This window comes from Paenibacillus sp. YPG26 (assembly GCF_023704175.1).
Lineage (GTDB): Bacteria > Bacillota > Bacilli > Paenibacillales > Paenibacillaceae > Fontibacillus.
The window spans coordinates 2,889,842-2,906,610 of the sequence record NZ_CP084530.1 but is presented as its reverse complement, the minus strand read 5'-3'; the positions used below and the strand labels follow the sequence as shown (position 1 = coordinate 2,906,610).

The following is a 16,769-nucleotide window of genomic DNA, read 5'->3' as shown; positions in this document are numbered from 1 at the left end:
TTATAATTAATCTAATTTATGAAAGGTGGTACAGTTGTGACAAACGCAATGATTTTTTTACACGTACTCGGATCCTTGGCACTGGGCTTCTACATTCTGCTGCCTTTTGTTCTGGGACGTCTTGGCAGTCTGTCTCTCTCCGCTCAGGAAGGAACTGTCTCTGCAGTAAGAACGCTTAACCGCTTCGGTCAGTACGGACTGATCCTGCAGTTCATTACAGGAGGTTATCTGATCAGTAAAGGGGAGTATTCAGTACCCTGGATGGTTGTTGTATTTGTGCTCTTCCTTGCGGCAGGAGCGCTTAGTGGAATTATCGGCAAGCCCCTTCGCCTGGCTGTAGAGGGAATTCGCGCCAAGAACGAAGTAACCGAACATATCGGGAAGGTCCGTACACTCAGCTCTGTCCTTGCAGTGGTGATTGTTGTTATTGTGTACTTCATGGTCTTCCGCTACGTAATCTAAGTTCAACTATACATAAAGCTGTATCTCCGGATTTCGGGGATACAGCTTTTTTAGCTTTTGGTTAGTGCCTCCAGAGAATCAGACAGCCCTCTTCAGAAGAATCGAACACATTCTTCTGAAGAGGACTGCTTGGTATGCTACTCCTCTGTTCTCGAAAGATCATCCAGATGCGTGAACATGAGCTTAATCATATCGAGAGCCATTTGTTTCTCTTTAGGAGATCGGTTCATCATAATCTGGCGAAGCTGGTTCACGAATTGGTCCTCTGTGATCTCTATAGAATCGTGAAGCAGATAATCAACAGTGACACCAAGTTCATTAGCCAGTCTGATAAGCGTGTCCAGCGACAGGCTTCGCTCGCCTCGTTCAATTTGTCCTATGTATGCGTCAGAGACATCGACTCTCTCTGCCAGCTTCTCTTGAGTCCAATGCATCTTGCGGCGCTCCTGCCGCAGTCTTTTGCCGAGCGAATCATAGTTCATAGAACCCCTCCTAGTATAAAAGTAGATAATATGAGAGGCAAACTTAATATACTGACAGTTTTATAAATATTTACTTATAGTTTTATTTGGTTTATTATGGAAATGAGAATGAGATAGCAATGCTTCAAGTATGACCAAAGTAAGAGGGGATAAACGTTATGACCACGGATCAGCCCATGGTGTCGATTATAATTGCGGTCAGAAATGAAGGAATTAATCTATTAACCACGCTGGAGTCACTGAAGGTCTCGAAGACTGCTCTTCCCTATGAGGTCATTATCGTGGATGACGGATCGATAGACAGCTGTTGCGAGTTCCTGTTCGGGTACCGTATGCCGGTCCCAATTCATTATATTAAGACTTATAGCGTTGGGCCGGCTGAGGCCCGTAACCGGGGAGCGGAGATGGCTAAAGGGCAGGTGGGTATATTTTGCGCCGGTCATCTGTATTTCGAGGATTACTGGATCGAGGCATTAATTGCACCCATCCTTAACGGTGATGTGAACTGCTCCAGTCCCGGGATATCCAGGTTGAAGGACCCGTCGGGACAAGTGGGTTATGGACAATGGCTGTGTCTGCCGGAATTCCGTGCGAGCTGGATGTATGATTTGCCCTCACCCTATGATGCCGCCGTTATGCCATGGGAATGTATAGCTGCCGAGCTGGAGAGCTTTCGCAGCCTGCGGGGCTTTGACAGAGGCTTCAGGGAGGGTTCTGCGATTGCAGCGGAATTCTCCTTGCGGATGAGGTTATTCGGATATTGCTGCCGAATTAATCCAGGCCTCCGTATATTATTGGTTGAGCGCACGATATTCCCCTATGTTCCTCCAGCTGATTACAGTGGGTATCATCTGCTTAGAATGGCTGTATTACATTTTAACGAAGAGAGATTGCGGAAGACATGGGAGACCGTGGGCAGAAACGCAGTAACTGCGGGCTGGGAGTCTGAAATTAAAGATTCGGGGGCATTTTCGGATAGAGAGAAGTACATGACTAACCGGAGGTTCGATGACAGCTGGTTCTTTGAACGTTATAATATTGAATTCTAAAATAAGTCTTAGCTCACCCTTGCTTATTGGCAGCAATTATTGAGGCGGCTTATTTAGTTCAGTCTTTCGGCTTTCTCCAGGTGATGTTTGCCGCAAGCGGGTTGGTGGTAAGTATCTATAGGTATAATGCCTATGGCATTCTTGGCATTCTATATGAATTGAACTGCAATGGTTCATTCCATATAGACGTGGCCATGAATCCACTTTAGCCCAAGGAAGGAGAGCTTATTCATGTCAGATAGTAATCAACAGCCTAAGCAGACATTGCCACCACAGCACCAGACCCAGAGACCGGGTATTGAGGAGCAAATGAATCCACTTCCGCAGTATGAGGGTAACTACTTGCCTGCCGGCAAGCTGAAAGATAAGGTAGCGCTCATCACGGGAGGCGACAGCGGAATTGGACGCGCCGTTGCACTCGCATATGCCAAAGAAGGCGCTGATGTAGCGATTGTATATTTGAATGAGCATGATGATGCCAAGAAGACCAAGGATGAGGTGGAGAAGACCGGACGCAAGGTCCTGCTTATTCCTGGAGATATCGGCGATGAAGCCTTCGCTCAGGAGGCTGTCCAGAAGACGGTCAGCGAGCTGGGGCGACTGGATATTCTAGTCAATAATGCGGGGGAACAGCACCCGCAGGAGAATATCGAGGATATTACTTCAGAGCAGCTGGAGCGTACGTTCCGTACAAATATTTTTGCGATGTTCTACTTGACCAAGGCGGCAATGCCTCATCTTAAGAAGGGCAGCACCATCATTAACACGGCTTCCGTAACGGCTTATAAAGGAAACCCAACGCTGCTGGATTATTCGTCGACTAAGGGAGCTATCGTCAGCTTCACGCGCGCACTCTCGATGAATCTGGTCGGCAAGAAGGGGATCCGAGTCAATGCGGTTGCCCCTGGCCCAATCTGGACCCCGTTGATTCCATCAACGTTCGATGAAGAGAAGGTGAAGCAGTTCGGCGCGGATTCGCCGATGCAGCGTCCGGGTCAGCCGGAAGAGCTGGCTGCGAGCTATGTATTCCTGGCTTCCGAGGATTCTTCCTATATCAGCGGACAAGTCATTCATGTGAATGGCGGCGAGATTGTGAACGGGTAAGATCAATTAGGCGGTATCTGTTGTCTGTAGACTCAGATACCGCCTTTTTATGTGCATGTTTGTAATGATGTTGGATTAATCTGCGGAGTCTTCAGAGAGCTCGTCCAGGGTTAACTCAAAGCTTGGGGCCAAGTGTTCCAGGAAGTAGGAGACTTCCGGCATATCCAGGCTCTCAAGCTTGCTCTGAAGCTGATCTTTGGCAGCAGCAAACTCGCGATTGCCCGAGGCAACCTCCCAGGCGCATTTTAAGTACGCATCCAGGCTGTCAGCGGCTTTTACATACTTGCGGAGCTCTTGGTCGGTCTCAGAAGCAGGATCGAGCAGAGGTGCATATATCGGCTTAAGCGGCTCAGGGATCATGGAGGCAAGGCGCTCAGCGGCGATGGCTTCCATTTCTCTAAAATTGGAGAGGAGCCTCGGATTATGGTGCTTCACAGGGGTGGGAATATCTCCTGTGAATACTTCTGTGGCGTCATGGAACAGGGCCAGCGTGGCCGCTCGGTCAGCTTGAAGATGCTTGCCGTAGAGCTGGTTGGCAATTTCACACAGGAGATGGGCCAGGATTGCCACATGGTAGGAATGCTCGGCGACATTCTCTGTGGAGGTGCTTCGCATCAGACTCCAGCGGTGGATGGCCCGCAGTCTGTACATGTAAGCTGAAAAGTGATAATTCATGAACTAGACCTCTTTCCGGAAGTATTAATATGAACTTAATAAAATGGGATGCGGGTGAGATAATACTGCGATTACATTGTGTTATTATAATACTAACAATGTTAACGAAATCTGACAGACTGAAGCAAGTTCTGCGCAGCAATCCTACCAAATTACATAAAAGGAAGAAATCATGAAAACTTTTCGAATGCGTTTAACCCTGATTCTAATGGGGCTTGTGGGGATATCGATGCTCGCCGCGGGATTGATCATGGCCCAAGTGTTCAAGGATTCCCACCTTACTGTGCTTGAGGGCAATATGGCCCGGGAAATAAATTTGATATCAAGTACTCTTGAACTGCCTAAGGTGGATGGCGACTCAGGTGTAATGGCCTACTATACCAGTAAGGCGCAAGAGCTTGATAAGCTTACGGACTCAAGGGTTACCTTTATAAGCCTGGATGGAAAAGTTATTGGCGACTCGGAAAGCGATCCTTCCAAAATGAGTAATCATAGCAACCGTGAAGAGATCATATCTGCGATAGAGCACGAGAGTACAGGAACATCCATCCGCTATAGTAACACAATGCATGAGAATATGCTGTACGTTGCCAGGCATGTGGTGTCCAAGCAGGGATTTGACGGCTATATTAGGCTGTCTATGAGCCTTAAGACGGTGGAGGAAGGTCTGTGGAAAGGCTGGGCGTTGACAATCGGGGGACTTGCGGTGCTCTTCCTGGCTGCGGCCTTGGTCAGTTACCGGGTTGCCAAGGGTCTTACGAGACCCATTGAGCATATTACGACAGTAGCTCACCGGATCTCCAAGCTTGATTATGATGCCCGTGTGGATATCCAGCGTCACGATGAGATCGGGCAGCTCGGAAGTGCCATCAATGGCATGGCCGACAGCCTTCAGCTCCAGCTAAAGCGTATTCGTGACAACGAAGACCTGCTGCAGAGCGTGCTGTCCAATATGACCGGCGGGATCCTTATGGTGGATACGAATGGAAGAATTGCGCTTGTGAACCGGGAGGCCGAGCGGATACTGCGTCTCAAAGATACGCATATGCTGGGTAAGCTATATCACGAAATCAAGCGAAGTTATGAGCTGACCCGGTTCATGGATGAAGGGATTACCCGCATGGAACAAATGAGTGAGGAACGGACGATTTATGATCCGGAAGAGAAGATCCTTCATTTTGATAGCGTGCCTATGTTCGAGGATGATGGATCTTACCACGGAATGCTGTTCCTGCTTAGGGATGTGACGGAGATCCGCAAGCTGGAAGTAATGCGGAGTGAATTCGTCGCAAATGTATCCCACGAGCTTAAGACGCCGGTCGCCGCGGTCAAAGGCTTCGCCGAGACGCTTCTGTCAGGCGGGGTCAAGGATGAGGAGACCAGCCGTTCCTTCCTTCAGATCATATTTGATGAAGGAGACCGGCTTAACCGGCTGATTGGTGATATTCTGGAATTGTCCAAGATCGAATCCAGACGGGTTCCGCTGGAGTATTCGCCTGTCCATGTGCATAGCCTGCTGGAGAGTATCTTTGAAGTTCTGCAGTCCTCGGCGGCGAGGAAATCTATTACTATGCAGCTTGAGGTTCCTGAAGAGTTGTTCATGGAGGCGGATGAGGACCGCCTGCGGCAAGTATTCATGAACCTGCTGTCCAATGCGATCAGTTACACTTTGGACGGAGGCAGGGTGAAAGTTACGGTCGAAAGCCTGGAGTCATCCGGCGAGGAGGAGAAGATCCGCTTTGTCATCAGTGATACCGGAATCGGCATACCGAAGAAAGACCTGCCAAGGATATTCGAACGCTTCTACCGGGTGGATAAGGCCCGTTCGCGCAGCTCAGGTGGAACAGGACTTGGCCTGTCGATTGTGAAGCATCTGGTCGAGCTTCATCATGGAACCATCCGGGTCGAGAGCAAGGTGGGAGAGGGAACGGTATTCATCCTGGATTTACCTCTGCTGCATAATGTAGAGTAGTATAAGAAGAAAGTTATCTATTTTACACGCCGTTAACACTCTCGTGATATGCTGAGACAAGTCAACAAATGGTGAACATTTATTCCGATTTGAAAAAATGGGGGTACTAAGGGTATATATGACACATAGACTATTGGTTATTGAGGATGAGCCGACCTTATCCAGATTATTGTCTTATAACCTCTCTAATGAGGGATATGAAGTTACTGTGGAAGAGCATGGACAGACCGGCTGCGATGCTGCGCTCAAATCAGAATTTGATCTGATTCTGCTGGATTTGATGCTGCCCGGAATGAACGGATTCGAGATTATGTCCAAGCTGCGGAGCGAGGGTGTGAAGACACCTATCGTCATCCTGACAGCCAAGAATGCGGAAGAAGAAGTTGTTCAGGGACTTAAGTCAGGGGCGGATGATTATATTACCAAGCCCTTCGGCGTGGCTGAGCTATTAGCCCGTGTCGCAGCCGTTCTTAGACGATCCACCGGGCAGGATGAGCGGGATAAGCCCCAGCTTCAGCCTGAGTCGCAGATCAGTCTTGGCGAACTGGCAATCTATCCGGAGAAATATGAGGTTACCCTGGGAGGGGAGCATATTACGCTTCGGCCCAAGGAATTCGAGGTGCTCCTGTATCTGGCCAGAAAGCCGGGTGTGGTGATGACCAGGGACGACTTGATGAATGCGGTATGGGGCTTCGACTATATCGGAGGACAGCGCACGGTGGATGTGCATGTAAGCTCGCTTCGTAAGAAGCTTGAGCTTGACCCCCAGTCTGTTCATATCGATTCGATCCGTGGGGTCGGTTACAAGCTGGTTGTGAATAAGAAGAGAATTGCCCATCATTTTGGATAAAAATGGTGGTTTTTTTATGCATGTACGCATTTTACAAAGTGGCAGGGTTAGGTTAACACTCTTCGAACAGTACTATCCTATATTTCTGAGTATAGGAATATAGTCATAGGAGTGAAGTCCGTGAGTAATCAAGCCTCTGCCGTCCTTGAGAGACCGGTTAGGGTAGACGTTGGGCCTGTACATATGAATATGGATACTGAAGGAGCTGCCGAATTTGCAGCAGCCGAGACCGCTGTCACCAGCGAATTCAAGGTGGCCGCAGATCTATACTGCCGGGAGGTCCCGATAATGGATTCTCGGGAAATCTGCGGTGAAGTTCTGCGAAGATTCCAGGAGGATGAAGAGATTCCTTGCATTATCCTTGCGGATGATCAGGCAGGACAGGGAGATACCTGTGCTCTGATCATGCGAGATGCCTTCTACCGGTTATTCGCCGGGCGGTTCGCATCCGACTTGTTCTATGAGAAGGCTGCCATCCGATTCGCAGAGCGGGAGCCCTTGGTCCGTGAGATTACCGAGGCGACCAAGCGGCTAATTGATGCCGCGTTAAGCCGTAATACTTCCCACTTCTATGCGTGCATGATCCTCACCGATGAAGGTAAGGTGAGGGGAGTGCTAACCATTCAGGATCTGATGATGATGTCCAGAAGCCTGCAGCAAAAAGCGGATAAGACAAGGGTCATCACAATCCGGAAGAGTCATGACCTGCTTGGGCGCATAGAACGGTCTGTTCATGCGGTGTCGGAAGCAGCGGAACGGAGTCTGCGCGAGGCTGAGACGATGAGCCGTCTGGTCAGAGCCGGGAGATCGGAGCTGCAGCAGGTTCGCGACTCGTTCCACCGCGTATTGAGCATCACGAATAACCAAGAGAAGCAGGTGAAGGAGCTGCTGCAGCGGACTGCCAAGATTTCCGAGGTAACCAGGAGTATCCGGGAACTTGCGGATCGCAGTGGTATGCTTGCTATGAATGCGACCATTGAAGCTTCCCATGCCGGGGAGCATGGACGCGGATTTGCGGTAGTTGCGAATGAGGTGCGTAATCTCTCGGCGCAGACGAAGCAGTTCTCGGAAGAAATCGGCAGTACGCTGCAGATAATTAGCGAAATGGTGAGCGAGACTGCGAGCATGGCAGCTTCCTCGGCAGCGGAAGTGGAGGGCAGCCAGGGACGGGTGGCCGAAGCCGATACCACCTTTGAATCCCTGGTTGAAGCAGTACAGAGCGCCGAGCTTCGTGGACGGGATATGCATGAATCATCGGATGAAGCCGCTCACAGGGCCGGGCTTGTCATGAAAGAGCTTGAACGGCTGGTAGAGCTCAAGAGCGCTGCTAATCCTATGACAATACGCGGCTAGGGCGGGTGACATCGTTCACAGTTGGCAGGATATTTTACACTGCGTTTACAATAGTGTACATTCACCTTTACACAAAAAAGGTAAGATCAACATGTATGTTCATAAGTAACAGCATGTATGCTTGAGTACTGAAGCCTGCGGGCTTCTTTTATCTTATTAGCTGTATGGAATGAACTATAGAAATGGATCACATCATCATTAGTTCCATCCATAAAGGTGTTAATTGAAGGAGAAGAGACATGGAAGCGATCATCAATATTGACAAGTTGAATTTGTACTATGATTCTTATCATGCGCTTAAGGATGTATCCATGGACATACCGGAGAAAGCAATCACGGCCTTTATTGGACCGTCAGGCTGCGGGAAATCCACCTTGCTGCGTACCCTTAACCGGATGAATGATATGATCGCTGGTACCCGGATCGAAGGCGCCGTGAAGATTGGCGGAACCGATATTTATAGTGATGATGTTCACGTTGAAGCCCTGCGCAAGCGGGTTGGAATGGTATTTCAGCAGCCGAATCCTTTCCCGAAATCAATTTATGATAATATTGCCTACGGCCCGCGTCTGCACGGGATTCGCAGCAAGTCAGAGCTTGACGAGATCGTGGAGCAAAGTCTTCGACAGGCCGTGCTTTGGGACGAAGTTAAGGATTTCCTGAAGCGCTCCGCACTAAGTCTGTCGGGTGGACAGCAGCAGCGTCTGTGCATCGCCAGGGCATTGGCTGTCCAGCCTGACATCCTGCTTATGGATGAGGCTACATCTGCGCTCGATCCGATATCGACGCTGAAGATAGAAGAATTGGTGCAAGAGCTGAAAGACAGGTATACCATTGTCATGGTTACGCATAACATGCATCAGGCAGCCCGGATTTCAGGGAGAACCGTGTTCTTCCTTAATGGGGAAGTTGTTGAGGCAGACGATACCCAGAAGCTGTTCTCAACCCCGCAGGATTCCAGAACAGAGGATTATATTTCCGGTCGTTTTGGTTAAGTAGAAGGAGGCATTCTAGTTCATGATACGTAGAAAAGAATTTGATCAAAACCTGGAGGAGCTGCGGAACTTGCTCCGCGCGATGGGTGACCACGTGCAGGAGGCGCTCCAAGGGGCTATTGACACACTTCAGACCTCGAATATCGCTAAGGCGGAGGTCATTATTAAGAGGGATGCCGAGCTCAATCTTATGGAAGAGCAGATTATGGAGATCGGTTCCCGTCTGATTGTTACCCAGCAGCCGGTTGCCAAGGATCTGCGCCGGATTATTGTGGCGTTCAAGATCTCAAGCGATCTGGAGCGTATGGGCGATCTGTCGGTTGACATTGCCAAAGTAACGCTGCGAATCGGCGGTCAGGAATTGATTAAGCCTCTGGTTGATATTCCGCGGATGGCGGAGCTTGCGGGCATTATGGTAGCGGAATCCTTGGAATCTTACCTGGATGAGAATACGGATCTAGCTTACAAAATGGCTCAGGATGACGATGAAATCGACCATTTGTACAGTCAGATCATCCGTGATTTGTATGCCTTTATGACGGCAAATCCGGACAATGTGCAGCAGGCGATGCTGCTGACTCTGGTTGGCCGCTACATCGAGCGTATTGCCGACCATGCCACCAACATTGGGGAGAGCGCTGTATATCTCGCTACAGGGCAGCGTCCGGATCTTAATCAATAATAGAATCTTATACTCGTGAAGCGCCGGAGAAATCTGGCGCTCTTTTTAATTTCTTAATAGGACAGCCCTTGTGTTATCATAAGAGTTAGACAGTAGTACAAAGGAACGAGGTGCAGTATGGAGAAATTGATTCTGATTGATGGCAACAGCATTATTTACCGGGCGTTCTTCGCGATGCCTCCGCTTACGAATTCCAGTGGAATGCATACGAATGCCGTGTACGGTTTCACGAATATGCTCCTGCGTTTGATTCAGGAGGAACAGCCCACACATATCATGGTGGCTTTCGATGCGGGGAAAGAGACTTTCCGGCATGAAGGCTACCAAGAATATAAAGGAGGCCGGGAGAAGACACCTCCAGAGCTCTCTGAACAATTCCCTATACTTAAGGAGCTGCTCGATAGCTTCGGAATAACCCGGTTTGAGCTTAAGGGCTACGAAGCGGATGATATTATCGGCACGGTGAGCAGACAGGCAGATGAATCAGGACGCCAGGTTATTGTTGTCACTGGAGATAAGGACATGCTGCAGCTCGTCTCGGACAACGTCAAGGTCTCATTAACGCGCAAAGGGGTCTCCGAAGTGGAGCCTTACGGCGTACAGGAGATTCAGGAGCGCTATGGCCTCACTCCAGCTCAGATTGTGGATCTCAAAGGGCTTATGGGGGATACTTCAGATAATATTCCCGGTGTACCGGGTATTGGCGAGAAGACGGCGCTTAAGCTGCTTCATCAATTCGGCTCTGTGGAAGAGGTGCTTGCACGTACGGATGAACTAAAGGGCAAGCAGAAGGAGAACCTCATTAACCACGCTGAAGATGCGCGTATGAGTAAGCGGCTTGCCACGATCTTCCGCGAGGTGCCGCTTGAGCATCTGTGGGATGACATGGTATTCGGCGGGATTCAGGAAGAAAAGGCGGCTCCGATGCTGAGGAAGCTCGAGTTCAAATCCTTGATTGAGCGCCTATCCTATGCGGCGGGTCCGAACCCGGGCGAAGGAAGTTCAGGTCAGGCACAGACGGCCGAGCCCATTGACGTCACGGTGGTTGATGTGGATGGGGTTGACGCGCTTGCTGCCAAGCTCGGAGAGATTGAAGTGCTTCATGTCGAGACTCGCGGGGATAATCCTCATCATGCGGATATCATCGGACTTGTTCTATCATCCAAGGAGAACCATTACTATATTCCCTTTGAACTGCTGAAGCAGCAGGCGGGCGAGCCTGTCCGGCAGTGGCTTGCGGATGCCCAGGCTCCCAAGAAGGGCTATGATCTTCACAGGATCGACCTGGCTCTTCACTGGCAGGGGATCGCTTTTGAGGGAGCGGCATTTGACATTCAGCTTGCAGCCTATCTCCTGGATCCAACCGAGAACAACCAGACGCTAAGCGGGTTGGCGTCCAAGTATGAATTATCCTTCCTGGCTCCGGATGATGAAGTGTTCGGCAAGGGAGCGAAATACAAGGTGCCCGATACCGGGGTGCTGAGCCTTCATTTAGCTCATAAATCGGCAGCCGCCCAGAAGCTTATTCCGCTTCAGGAGCAGGAGCTGGAGAAGAACGAGATGAACCGTCTGTTCTATGAGCTTGAGATGCCCCTGTCCCGTATTCTAGCAGACATGGAGAAGCAGGGCATCGCCGTGAACCGTGAAGACCTTCAGGAGCTTGGCAAAGAGTTCGAGATCCAGATCCGCAGACTGGCTCAGCATATCTATGAGCTGGCCGGTATGGAATTCAATATTAACTCGCCCAAGCAGCTGGGTGAAATTCTATTCGACAAGCTTGGACTTCCGGTAATCAAGAAGACCAAGACGGGATACTCTACGGATGCTGAAGTGCTGGAGAAGCTCGCGCCCTATCACGATATTGTGCAGTCGATCCTGGAATACCGCCAGTTAACCAAGCTCCAGTCGACTTATGTGGAAGGTCTGCTCAAAGAGATCCGCCCGGAGACGGGCAAGGTCCATACGTATTACCGTCAGACCATTGCGGCTACGGGACGGCTAAGCAGCCAATACCCGAATCTGCAGAATATCCCGATCCGAATGGAAGAAGGACGCAAGATCCGGAAGGTGTTCGTTCCTTCCGAGTCCGGATGGCATATTCTGGCGGCAGACTATTCCCAGATCGAGCTCCGTGTTCTGGCGGATATCTCAGGTGATGAACGGCTGAAGGAAGCGTTCGTGAATGACATGGACATTCATACGAAGACGGCCAGCGATGTGTTCGGTGTGCCCGCCGATCAGGTGGATTCGGATATGCGCCGTTCCGCGAAAGCTGTTAATTTCGGAATCGTGTATGGAATCAGCGACTATGGCCTATCCCAGAATCTGAACATTACACGCAAAGAAGCGGCCAAGTTCATTGACCAGTATTTTGAGGTATTCCAAGGGGTTCGCCGGTATATGGACGATATCGTCAAGGAAGCGAAGCGCGACGGATATGTTAAGACTTTGCTGGAACGCCGCCGGTATCTGCCGGAGATTAATGCTTCGAATTTCAACCTGCGTTCATTCGCCGAGCGTACAGCGATGAATACCCCGATTCAGGGAACTGCGGCGGATATTATCAAGCTGGCTATGGTCTTGATGAGTGATACCTTAAGAGAACATAAGCTGAAGAGCCGCATGCTTCTGCAGGTACACGATGAGCTTGTGTTCGAAGTGCCGGAAGATGAGCTGGAGATCATGACCAAGCTGGTTCCGGAGACGATGGAGAAGGCGCTGTCTTTGTCTGTTCCGCTTAAAGCTGAAGTGAGCAGTGGGCTTAACTGGTATGAAGCGAAGTAACAGCCGCAGATACAGGATGGATGTACCCTAACAATCAGGAAATACCCGAGGTGATTGAGGATGCCGGAATTGCCGGAAGTAGAAACAGTCAGAAGAACACTTAGTCAGCTGATTACAGGCAAGACTATTCATGACGTTACGGTCTCTCTGCCAAGGATTATCCAGAGACCTGATGATATAGAGCAGTTCAGGCTTGAACTTCAAGGCCACACTATAGTGGAAGTTGGACGAAGAGGCAAATTTCTCCGCATCATTATGGACGGGCTTGTACTTGTCTCCCATCTGAGGATGGAAGGCAGGTACGGGGTATATAACCATGGTGAGCCTGTGGAGAAGCATACTCATGTGATCTTCCATTTCACAGATGGGACCGAGCTCCGTTATAGGGATGTTCGGCAGTTCGGTACGATGCATTTGTTCGCTCCTGGCGAAGAATTTGGGCTGAAGCCGCTGCTTAAGCTTGGACTGGAGCCTTTGGATGAGTCTTTTACCTATGAAGCATTCAAGCAGGTTATTGCATCCCGTAAGACCAAGATCAAGCCGGCTCTGCTGAATCAGGAATATGTGGTTGGGCTGGGGAATATCTATGTGGATGAGGCTCTGTTCCGGGCAGGTATTCATCCCGAGAGACTGTGTAATGATCTGAATCAGGAGGAGCTCATCCGTCTGTATGAGGCCATCGTGCTCACTTTGAGTGAGGCGGTGGAAGCAGGCGGTTCATCCATCAAGTCTTATGTAAATGGACAAGGAGAGATGGGCATGTTCCAGCATTCGCTCCGGATATATGGGCGCAAGGCAGCGCCATGCGTAGTATGCGGCACTCCTGTCGAGAAGTCTGTTGTTGGGGGACGGGGAACGCATTATTGTCCAAGCTGTCAGCTGATCGAGATCAAGAAGGATAAGAAGAAGCAATAATGAGGTGAAGAAATGAATATCGGACTGACCGGTGGAATTGCAACCGGGAAAAGTACGGTCTCGCAAATGCTTGTGAAGCGGGGAGCGCTGCTGATCGATGCGGACGTCGTAGCCAGAGAGGTGATGATGCCCGGCCATCCCGTACTGGAAGCCGTCATCGCACACTTCGGACAAGCTATGCTTCTGCCTGATGGGACATTGGACCGGAAGAAGCTGGGAGAGCATATTTTTACACACCAAGAGGAGAGAAAGGTTCTAGAAGGCATTACCCATCCTGCTATTCGTGCGGAGATGCGCAAGCGGGCTGCCGCTTATGAACAGGAATACCCGGATCGCCTTGTTGTCTCGGATATTCCGCTTCTCTATGAGACGGGTCAGGGATCTTCCTTTGAGGAGATTATGGTTGTCTATATCCCCCGGGCTCTGCAGCTAAGCCGGTTAATGAGCAGGAATGGACTCACGGAGGAAGAAGCCTCGGCCCGAATCGCGGCGCAAATGGATATCGAAGAGAAGCGGAAGCAGGCTGATGTCGTGATTGATAATAGTATGGGGATCGAGTATACTGAGCGGCAGATTGATGAATACTTGCTTCGTAAAGGCTTGCTATGAAGTGGCTGCGTAAGAAGAGAGTCTTGCTTTTATTGTTCCTGGGGTTCACGTTGCTTGTCTTCTTCAATAGTGGATGGCTAAAGCTGTTCTATCCTATTCACTACAAAGACGAGATCAGGGCATATGCCCAGGAGAATCAGATTGATCCATTCATGATTGCGGCTATTATCCGTGTAGAGACGAATTACAAGGCCAATCAGGAGTCGCACAAAGGGGCGCTCGGAGTTATGCAAATTATGCCGGACACAGCGCAGTGGGTCATCGACAAAGCAAATTTTGAAGATGTCTCGCTTGATAGCCTGAAGAAAGAGCCGGATAAAAATATACAGATTGGAAGCTGGTACCTGAAGTCGTTGTACGAACAATTCGACGGCAATCAGATCGCGGTCATTGCAGCTTATAATGCGGGCCCGACGAAGGTGAGGAGCTGGCTGAAGAGTGGAAAGTGGGATGGCCATCTTGACACCTCCAAAGACATTCCTTTTGGGGAGACCCGGCATTATGTTCAGCGGGTTACCCATTACTACGAGCAGTATGTAAGCATTTATAAGGAGTTCTAGGAGACTTGCGCAGCATGAGTGAAAAAGAGCACCCGGGCAGGTTCCCCTGCCCGAATGCTCATCTTAAGAAGAGTACTATTGGCGGAATTGTCCAGCCAGTTGTTGTTCAGCAAGAGTCACCAGACGTTTAGTAATCGTACCCCCGATTGAACCGTTCTCATAGGAAGTCAGGTTACCTGCATAACCGTCTTGTGGGAAAGAAATACCCAGTTCTTGAGCAACTTCGTATTTCATTTGTTCAAGAGCTCCAGAAGCTTGTCTTACAACCAGATTATTGCTGCTGCTGTTGTTGTTTTGAGCCATTGTTGTTCACCTCCCTCCGGTTGGTACAACTATTATGTCTCGTGACTTGCAATCTCATTACTGCAATCAGCATGAATATTATGGGAATATTAGAGAAGAAGGAAGTGTTCATTTGAAGTGTCCTTATTGCGATTATTTGGGGACAAAGGTGCTGGATTCGAGGCCTGCCAATGATAATCGCTCTATTCGTCGTAGAAGAGAATGCGAGCAGTGCAGCCGCCGCTTTACTACATTCGAGATGGTGGAAGAGACTCCACTGATTGTAGTCAAGAAGGATGGAAGCCGGGAAGAATTCAGCAGGGATAAGATGCTGCGCGGATTAATCCGTGCCTGTGAGAAGCGTCCTGTCTCAGTCGAGCAGCTTGAGACTATGGTATCGGAAGTGGAAAGGTCACTCCGTCATACCGCCAACGCCGAGGTGGAGAGCCGTTATATTGGCGAGCTGGTGATGGAGCAGCTCTATCCCGTCGATGAAGTCGCTTATGTCCGTTTTGCCTCGGTGTACCGTCAGTTCAAGGATATCAATATGTTCATGAAGGAGCTTAACAGTCTGCTGTCCAAGAGTACAGGAGCGAACGGCTAGCTATACTGAGGACTGAGGATGGATGGGAAGACAATAGGGATTAGGGATAAGTGCCTTGGTATGAGCGGCTGGGACATCTTCCAGTAACTAAGAATTAAGTCTTGAGTTATGCGACAAGCAGTAAGATGTGAGGCTTTCTCATACTGTGGACCAGCACATAAAAAAGCAATTGAAGGGAGGACCCTCAATTGCTTTTTTGTTATTTCAATTAGTTGTTGTTCAGCAAGGCTTCGTTGCGTTCAATCAAGCTCTTCCGCTGAAGGGCATTATCAAGAGAACGGTAAGGATCCTCAGGGGTATTAAAGGTATAGTCGATCAGCTTCTCAATAGTTGTAGTCGCAATATGGATACGTGTGTCACTGGATGCATAATAGATGAACACATCGTTATTCTCGTTCACCACAGCCCCGTTGCAGAAGATTACGTTCGATACATCGCCGACACGCTCATCATCATAAGGAGCAATGAAGTGTCCGCCTGGCTTCGCAATAATCTTCGTTGGATCTTCAAGACTTGTAGCGAAGGTATACAGTACATAACGCAGGCCTGCAGCCGTATTCCGCACACCGTGAGCGACATGAATCCAGCCTTTGTCGGTCTTGATCGGAGCTGGACCTTGACCGTTCTTCACTTCATATACGGTATGATATCTGCGCTCATCAATAATATCCTCTCGATCGATGACCGGATTCAGAACATCATCACAGAGTCCAAATGCGATACCGCCACCAGAGCCTGTAGAGATGAATCCATCTTGTGGACGAGTATAGAAGGCATATTTACCATCCACGAACTCAGGGTGAAGCACAACGTTACGCTGCTGTGGAGACTTAGTCTGGATATTCGGCAGACGCTCCCAAGTCTTGAGGTCTCTCGTTCTGACAAAGCCGGCTTGGGCAACAGCACTTGAAGTATCAAATGGAGCGGCTTCCGGATCTTTGCTCTCAGAACAGTAGATGCCATAGATCCATCCATCTTCATGCAGGACCAGACGCATGTCATACATGTTCGTCTCGGCTGCATCGATATCTTCCCATGTCAGCGGAGTATCGATAAAGCGGAAGTTATCAATCCCGTTGTCGCTGACGGCCAAGGCGAAGATCGATTTACGGTCAAGACCTTCAGTTCTGACAACCAGATAATATTTACCTTCAAAATAAATAGCGCCTGGATTCAGCGTAGCGTTAATTCCAAGTCTCTCCATGAAGTGGGGATTAGTCTCTTGGTTCAGATCAAATCTCCAGTGAACAGGTACATGGTGACGGGTAATCACAGGGTACTTATAACGGTCATATACTCCGTTGTAGAATTCTTCATTCAGTTCGTTCTTGCGGGTAATTAATTGTTCCTGCTTGGCAAGAACCTCTTTGTATTTGGGATGTATCATTGTA

The 16,769-nt window shown here is 49.5% G+C and carries 17 protein-coding genes; 13 read left to right on the top strand and 4 right to left on the bottom strand.

Going from position 1 to position 16,769, the window contains the following annotated elements:
* Positions 1-48: 48 nt before the first annotated feature.
* On the top strand, positions 49-462 hold the full coding sequence (locus tag LDO05_RS13690; RefSeq protein WP_251378729.1) for a hypothetical protein: 414 nt from the start codon (positions 49-51) through the stop codon (positions 460-462).
* A gap of 137 nt (positions 463-599) precedes the next feature.
* On the opposite strand, the gene LDO05_RS13685 is transcribed toward LDO05_RS13690, so the two are convergent.
* Entirely contained in the window at positions 600-944 is a 345-nt protein-coding gene (locus tag LDO05_RS13685) for a helix-turn-helix domain-containing protein (protein WP_251375950.1), read from the bottom strand.
* A 158-nt stretch (positions 945-1,102) separates the two neighbouring features.
* On the opposite strand from LDO05_RS13685, the gene LDO05_RS13680 reads away from it, so the two are divergent.
* A complete protein-coding gene (locus LDO05_RS13680; RefSeq protein WP_251375949.1) occupies positions 1,103-1,993 on the top strand; it encodes a glycosyltransferase family 2 protein in 891 nt (296 codons plus the stop codon).
* A 231-nt stretch (positions 1,994-2,224) separates the two neighbouring features.
* Complete coding sequence (locus tag LDO05_RS13675) at positions 2,225-3,097, top strand: SDR family oxidoreductase (RefSeq protein ID WP_251375948.1); 873 nt, start codon at positions 2,225-2,227, stop codon at positions 3,095-3,097.
* A 75-nt stretch (positions 3,098-3,172) separates the two neighbouring features.
* Here the strand turns inward: LDO05_RS13675 and yfbR are convergent, their stop codons facing one another.
* A complete protein-coding gene (gene yfbR, locus LDO05_RS13670) occupies positions 3,173-3,772 on the bottom strand; it encodes a 5'-deoxynucleotidase (protein WP_251375947.1) in 600 nt (199 codons plus the stop codon).
* Positions 3,773-3,944: 172 nt separating this feature from the next.
* On the opposite strand from yfbR, the gene pnpS reads away from it, so the two are divergent.
* From pnpS to LDO05_RS13625, 9 genes are all read left to right on the top strand, one after another.
* Positions 3,945-5,744, top strand: coding sequence for a two-component system histidine kinase PnpS (pnpS, locus tag LDO05_RS13665; RefSeq protein WP_251375946.1), 1,800 nt, complete (start codon positions 3,945-3,947; stop codon positions 5,742-5,744).
* Between the two features lie 118 nt (positions 5,745-5,862).
* A complete protein-coding gene (locus LDO05_RS13660; RefSeq protein ID WP_251375945.1) occupies positions 5,863-6,594 on the top strand; it encodes a response regulator transcription factor in 732 nt (243 codons plus the stop codon).
* 120 nt (positions 6,595-6,714) lie between these two features.
* Positions 6,715-7,947, top strand: coding sequence for a methyl-accepting chemotaxis protein (locus LDO05_RS13655; RefSeq protein ID WP_251375944.1), 1,233 nt, complete (start codon positions 6,715-6,717; stop codon positions 7,945-7,947).
* Positions 7,948-8,186: 239 nt separating this feature from the next.
* Complete coding sequence (pstB, locus tag LDO05_RS13650) at positions 8,187-8,942, top strand: phosphate ABC transporter ATP-binding protein PstB (protein WP_251375943.1); 756 nt, start codon at positions 8,187-8,189, stop codon at positions 8,940-8,942.
* A 22-nt stretch (positions 8,943-8,964) separates the two neighbouring features.
* Entirely contained in the window at positions 8,965-9,624 is a 660-nt protein-coding gene (phoU, locus tag LDO05_RS13645) for a phosphate signaling complex protein PhoU (RefSeq protein WP_251375941.1), read from the top strand.
* A 117-nt stretch (positions 9,625-9,741) separates the two neighbouring features.
* Entirely contained in the window at positions 9,742-12,408 is a 2,667-nt protein-coding gene (gene polA, locus LDO05_RS13640) for a DNA polymerase I (protein ID WP_251375939.1), read from the top strand.
* Positions 12,409-12,468: 60 nt separating this feature from the next.
* Complete coding sequence (mutM, locus tag LDO05_RS13635) at positions 12,469-13,323, top strand: DNA-formamidopyrimidine glycosylase (RefSeq protein ID WP_251375937.1); 855 nt, start codon at positions 12,469-12,471, stop codon at positions 13,321-13,323.
* Positions 13,324-13,335: 12 nt separating this feature from the next.
* A complete protein-coding gene (gene coaE, locus LDO05_RS13630) occupies positions 13,336-13,932 on the top strand; it encodes a dephospho-CoA kinase (protein WP_251375935.1) in 597 nt (198 codons plus the stop codon).
* Positions 13,929-14,492: a lytic transglycosylase domain-containing protein gene (locus tag LDO05_RS13625; protein WP_251375933.1), complete on the top strand. Its 564-nt coding sequence runs from the start codon at positions 13,929-13,931 to the stop codon at positions 14,490-14,492. Before coaE ends, LDO05_RS13625 begins: the two co-directional genes overlap by 4 nt.
* 75 nt (positions 14,493-14,567) lie before the next feature.
* Here the strand turns inward: LDO05_RS13625 and LDO05_RS13620 are convergent, their stop codons facing one another.
* Positions 14,568-14,795, bottom strand: coding sequence for an alpha/beta-type small acid-soluble spore protein (locus LDO05_RS13620; RefSeq protein WP_251375932.1), 228 nt, complete (start codon positions 14,793-14,795; stop codon positions 14,568-14,570).
* 112 nt (positions 14,796-14,907) lie between these two features.
* Here LDO05_RS13620 and nrdR point away from each other — a divergent pair, with 112 nt between their 5' ends.
* On the top strand, positions 14,908-15,378 hold the full coding sequence (nrdR, locus tag LDO05_RS13615; protein WP_251375930.1) for a transcriptional regulator NrdR: 471 nt from the start codon (positions 14,908-14,910) through the stop codon (positions 15,376-15,378).
* A 208-nt stretch (positions 15,379-15,586) separates the two neighbouring features.
* Here nrdR and LDO05_RS13610 read toward each other — a convergent pair whose 3' ends face one another.
* Positions 15,587-16,765, bottom strand: a complete 1,179-nt coding sequence (locus LDO05_RS13610) for a glycoside hydrolase family 130 protein (RefSeq protein WP_251375928.1) — start codon at positions 16,763-16,765, stop codon at positions 15,587-15,589.
* Positions 16,766-16,769: the final 4 nt, after the last annotated feature.

Coding starts and splice junctions, on each gene's coding strand:
- LDO05_RS13690 (WP_251378729.1), top strand. CDS start 49: ATGATTTTTTTACACGTACTCGGATCCTTGGCACTGGGCTTCTACATT.
- LDO05_RS13685 (WP_251375950.1), bottom strand. CDS start 944: ATGAACTATGATTCGCTCGGCAAAAGACTGCGGCAGGAGCGCCGCAAG.
- LDO05_RS13680 (WP_251375949.1), top strand. CDS start 1,103: ATGACCACGGATCAGCCCATGGTGTCGATTATAATTGCGGTCAGAAAT.
- LDO05_RS13675 (WP_251375948.1), top strand. CDS start 2,225: ATGTCAGATAGTAATCAACAGCCTAAGCAGACATTGCCACCACAGCAC.
- yfbR (WP_251375947.1), bottom strand. CDS start 3,772: ATGAATTATCACTTTTCAGCTTACATGTACAGACTGCGGGCCATCCAC.
- pnpS (WP_251375946.1), top strand. CDS start 3,945: ATGAAAACTTTTCGAATGCGTTTAACCCTGATTCTAATGGGGCTTGTG.
- LDO05_RS13660 (WP_251375945.1), top strand. CDS start 5,863: ATGACACATAGACTATTGGTTATTGAGGATGAGCCGACCTTATCCAGA.
- pstB (WP_251375943.1), top strand. CDS start 8,187: ATGGAAGCGATCATCAATATTGACAAGTTGAATTTGTACTATGATTCT.
- phoU (WP_251375941.1), top strand. CDS start 8,965: ATGATACGTAGAAAAGAATTTGATCAAAACCTGGAGGAGCTGCGGAAC.
- polA (WP_251375939.1), top strand. CDS start 9,742: ATGGAGAAATTGATTCTGATTGATGGCAACAGCATTATTTACCGGGCG.
- mutM (WP_251375937.1), top strand. CDS start 12,469: ATGCCGGAATTGCCGGAAGTAGAAACAGTCAGAAGAACACTTAGTCAG.
- coaE (WP_251375935.1), top strand. CDS start 13,336: ATGAATATCGGACTGACCGGTGGAATTGCAACCGGGAAAAGTACGGTC.
- LDO05_RS13625 (WP_251375933.1), top strand. CDS start 13,929: ATGAAGTGGCTGCGTAAGAAGAGAGTCTTGCTTTTATTGTTCCTGGGG.
- LDO05_RS13620 (WP_251375932.1), bottom strand. CDS start 14,795: ATGGCTCAAAACAACAACAGCAGCAGCAATAATCTGGTTGTAAGACAA.
- LDO05_RS13610 (WP_251375928.1), bottom strand. CDS start 16,765: ATGATACATCCCAAATACAAAGAGGTTCTTGCCAAGCAGGAACAATTA.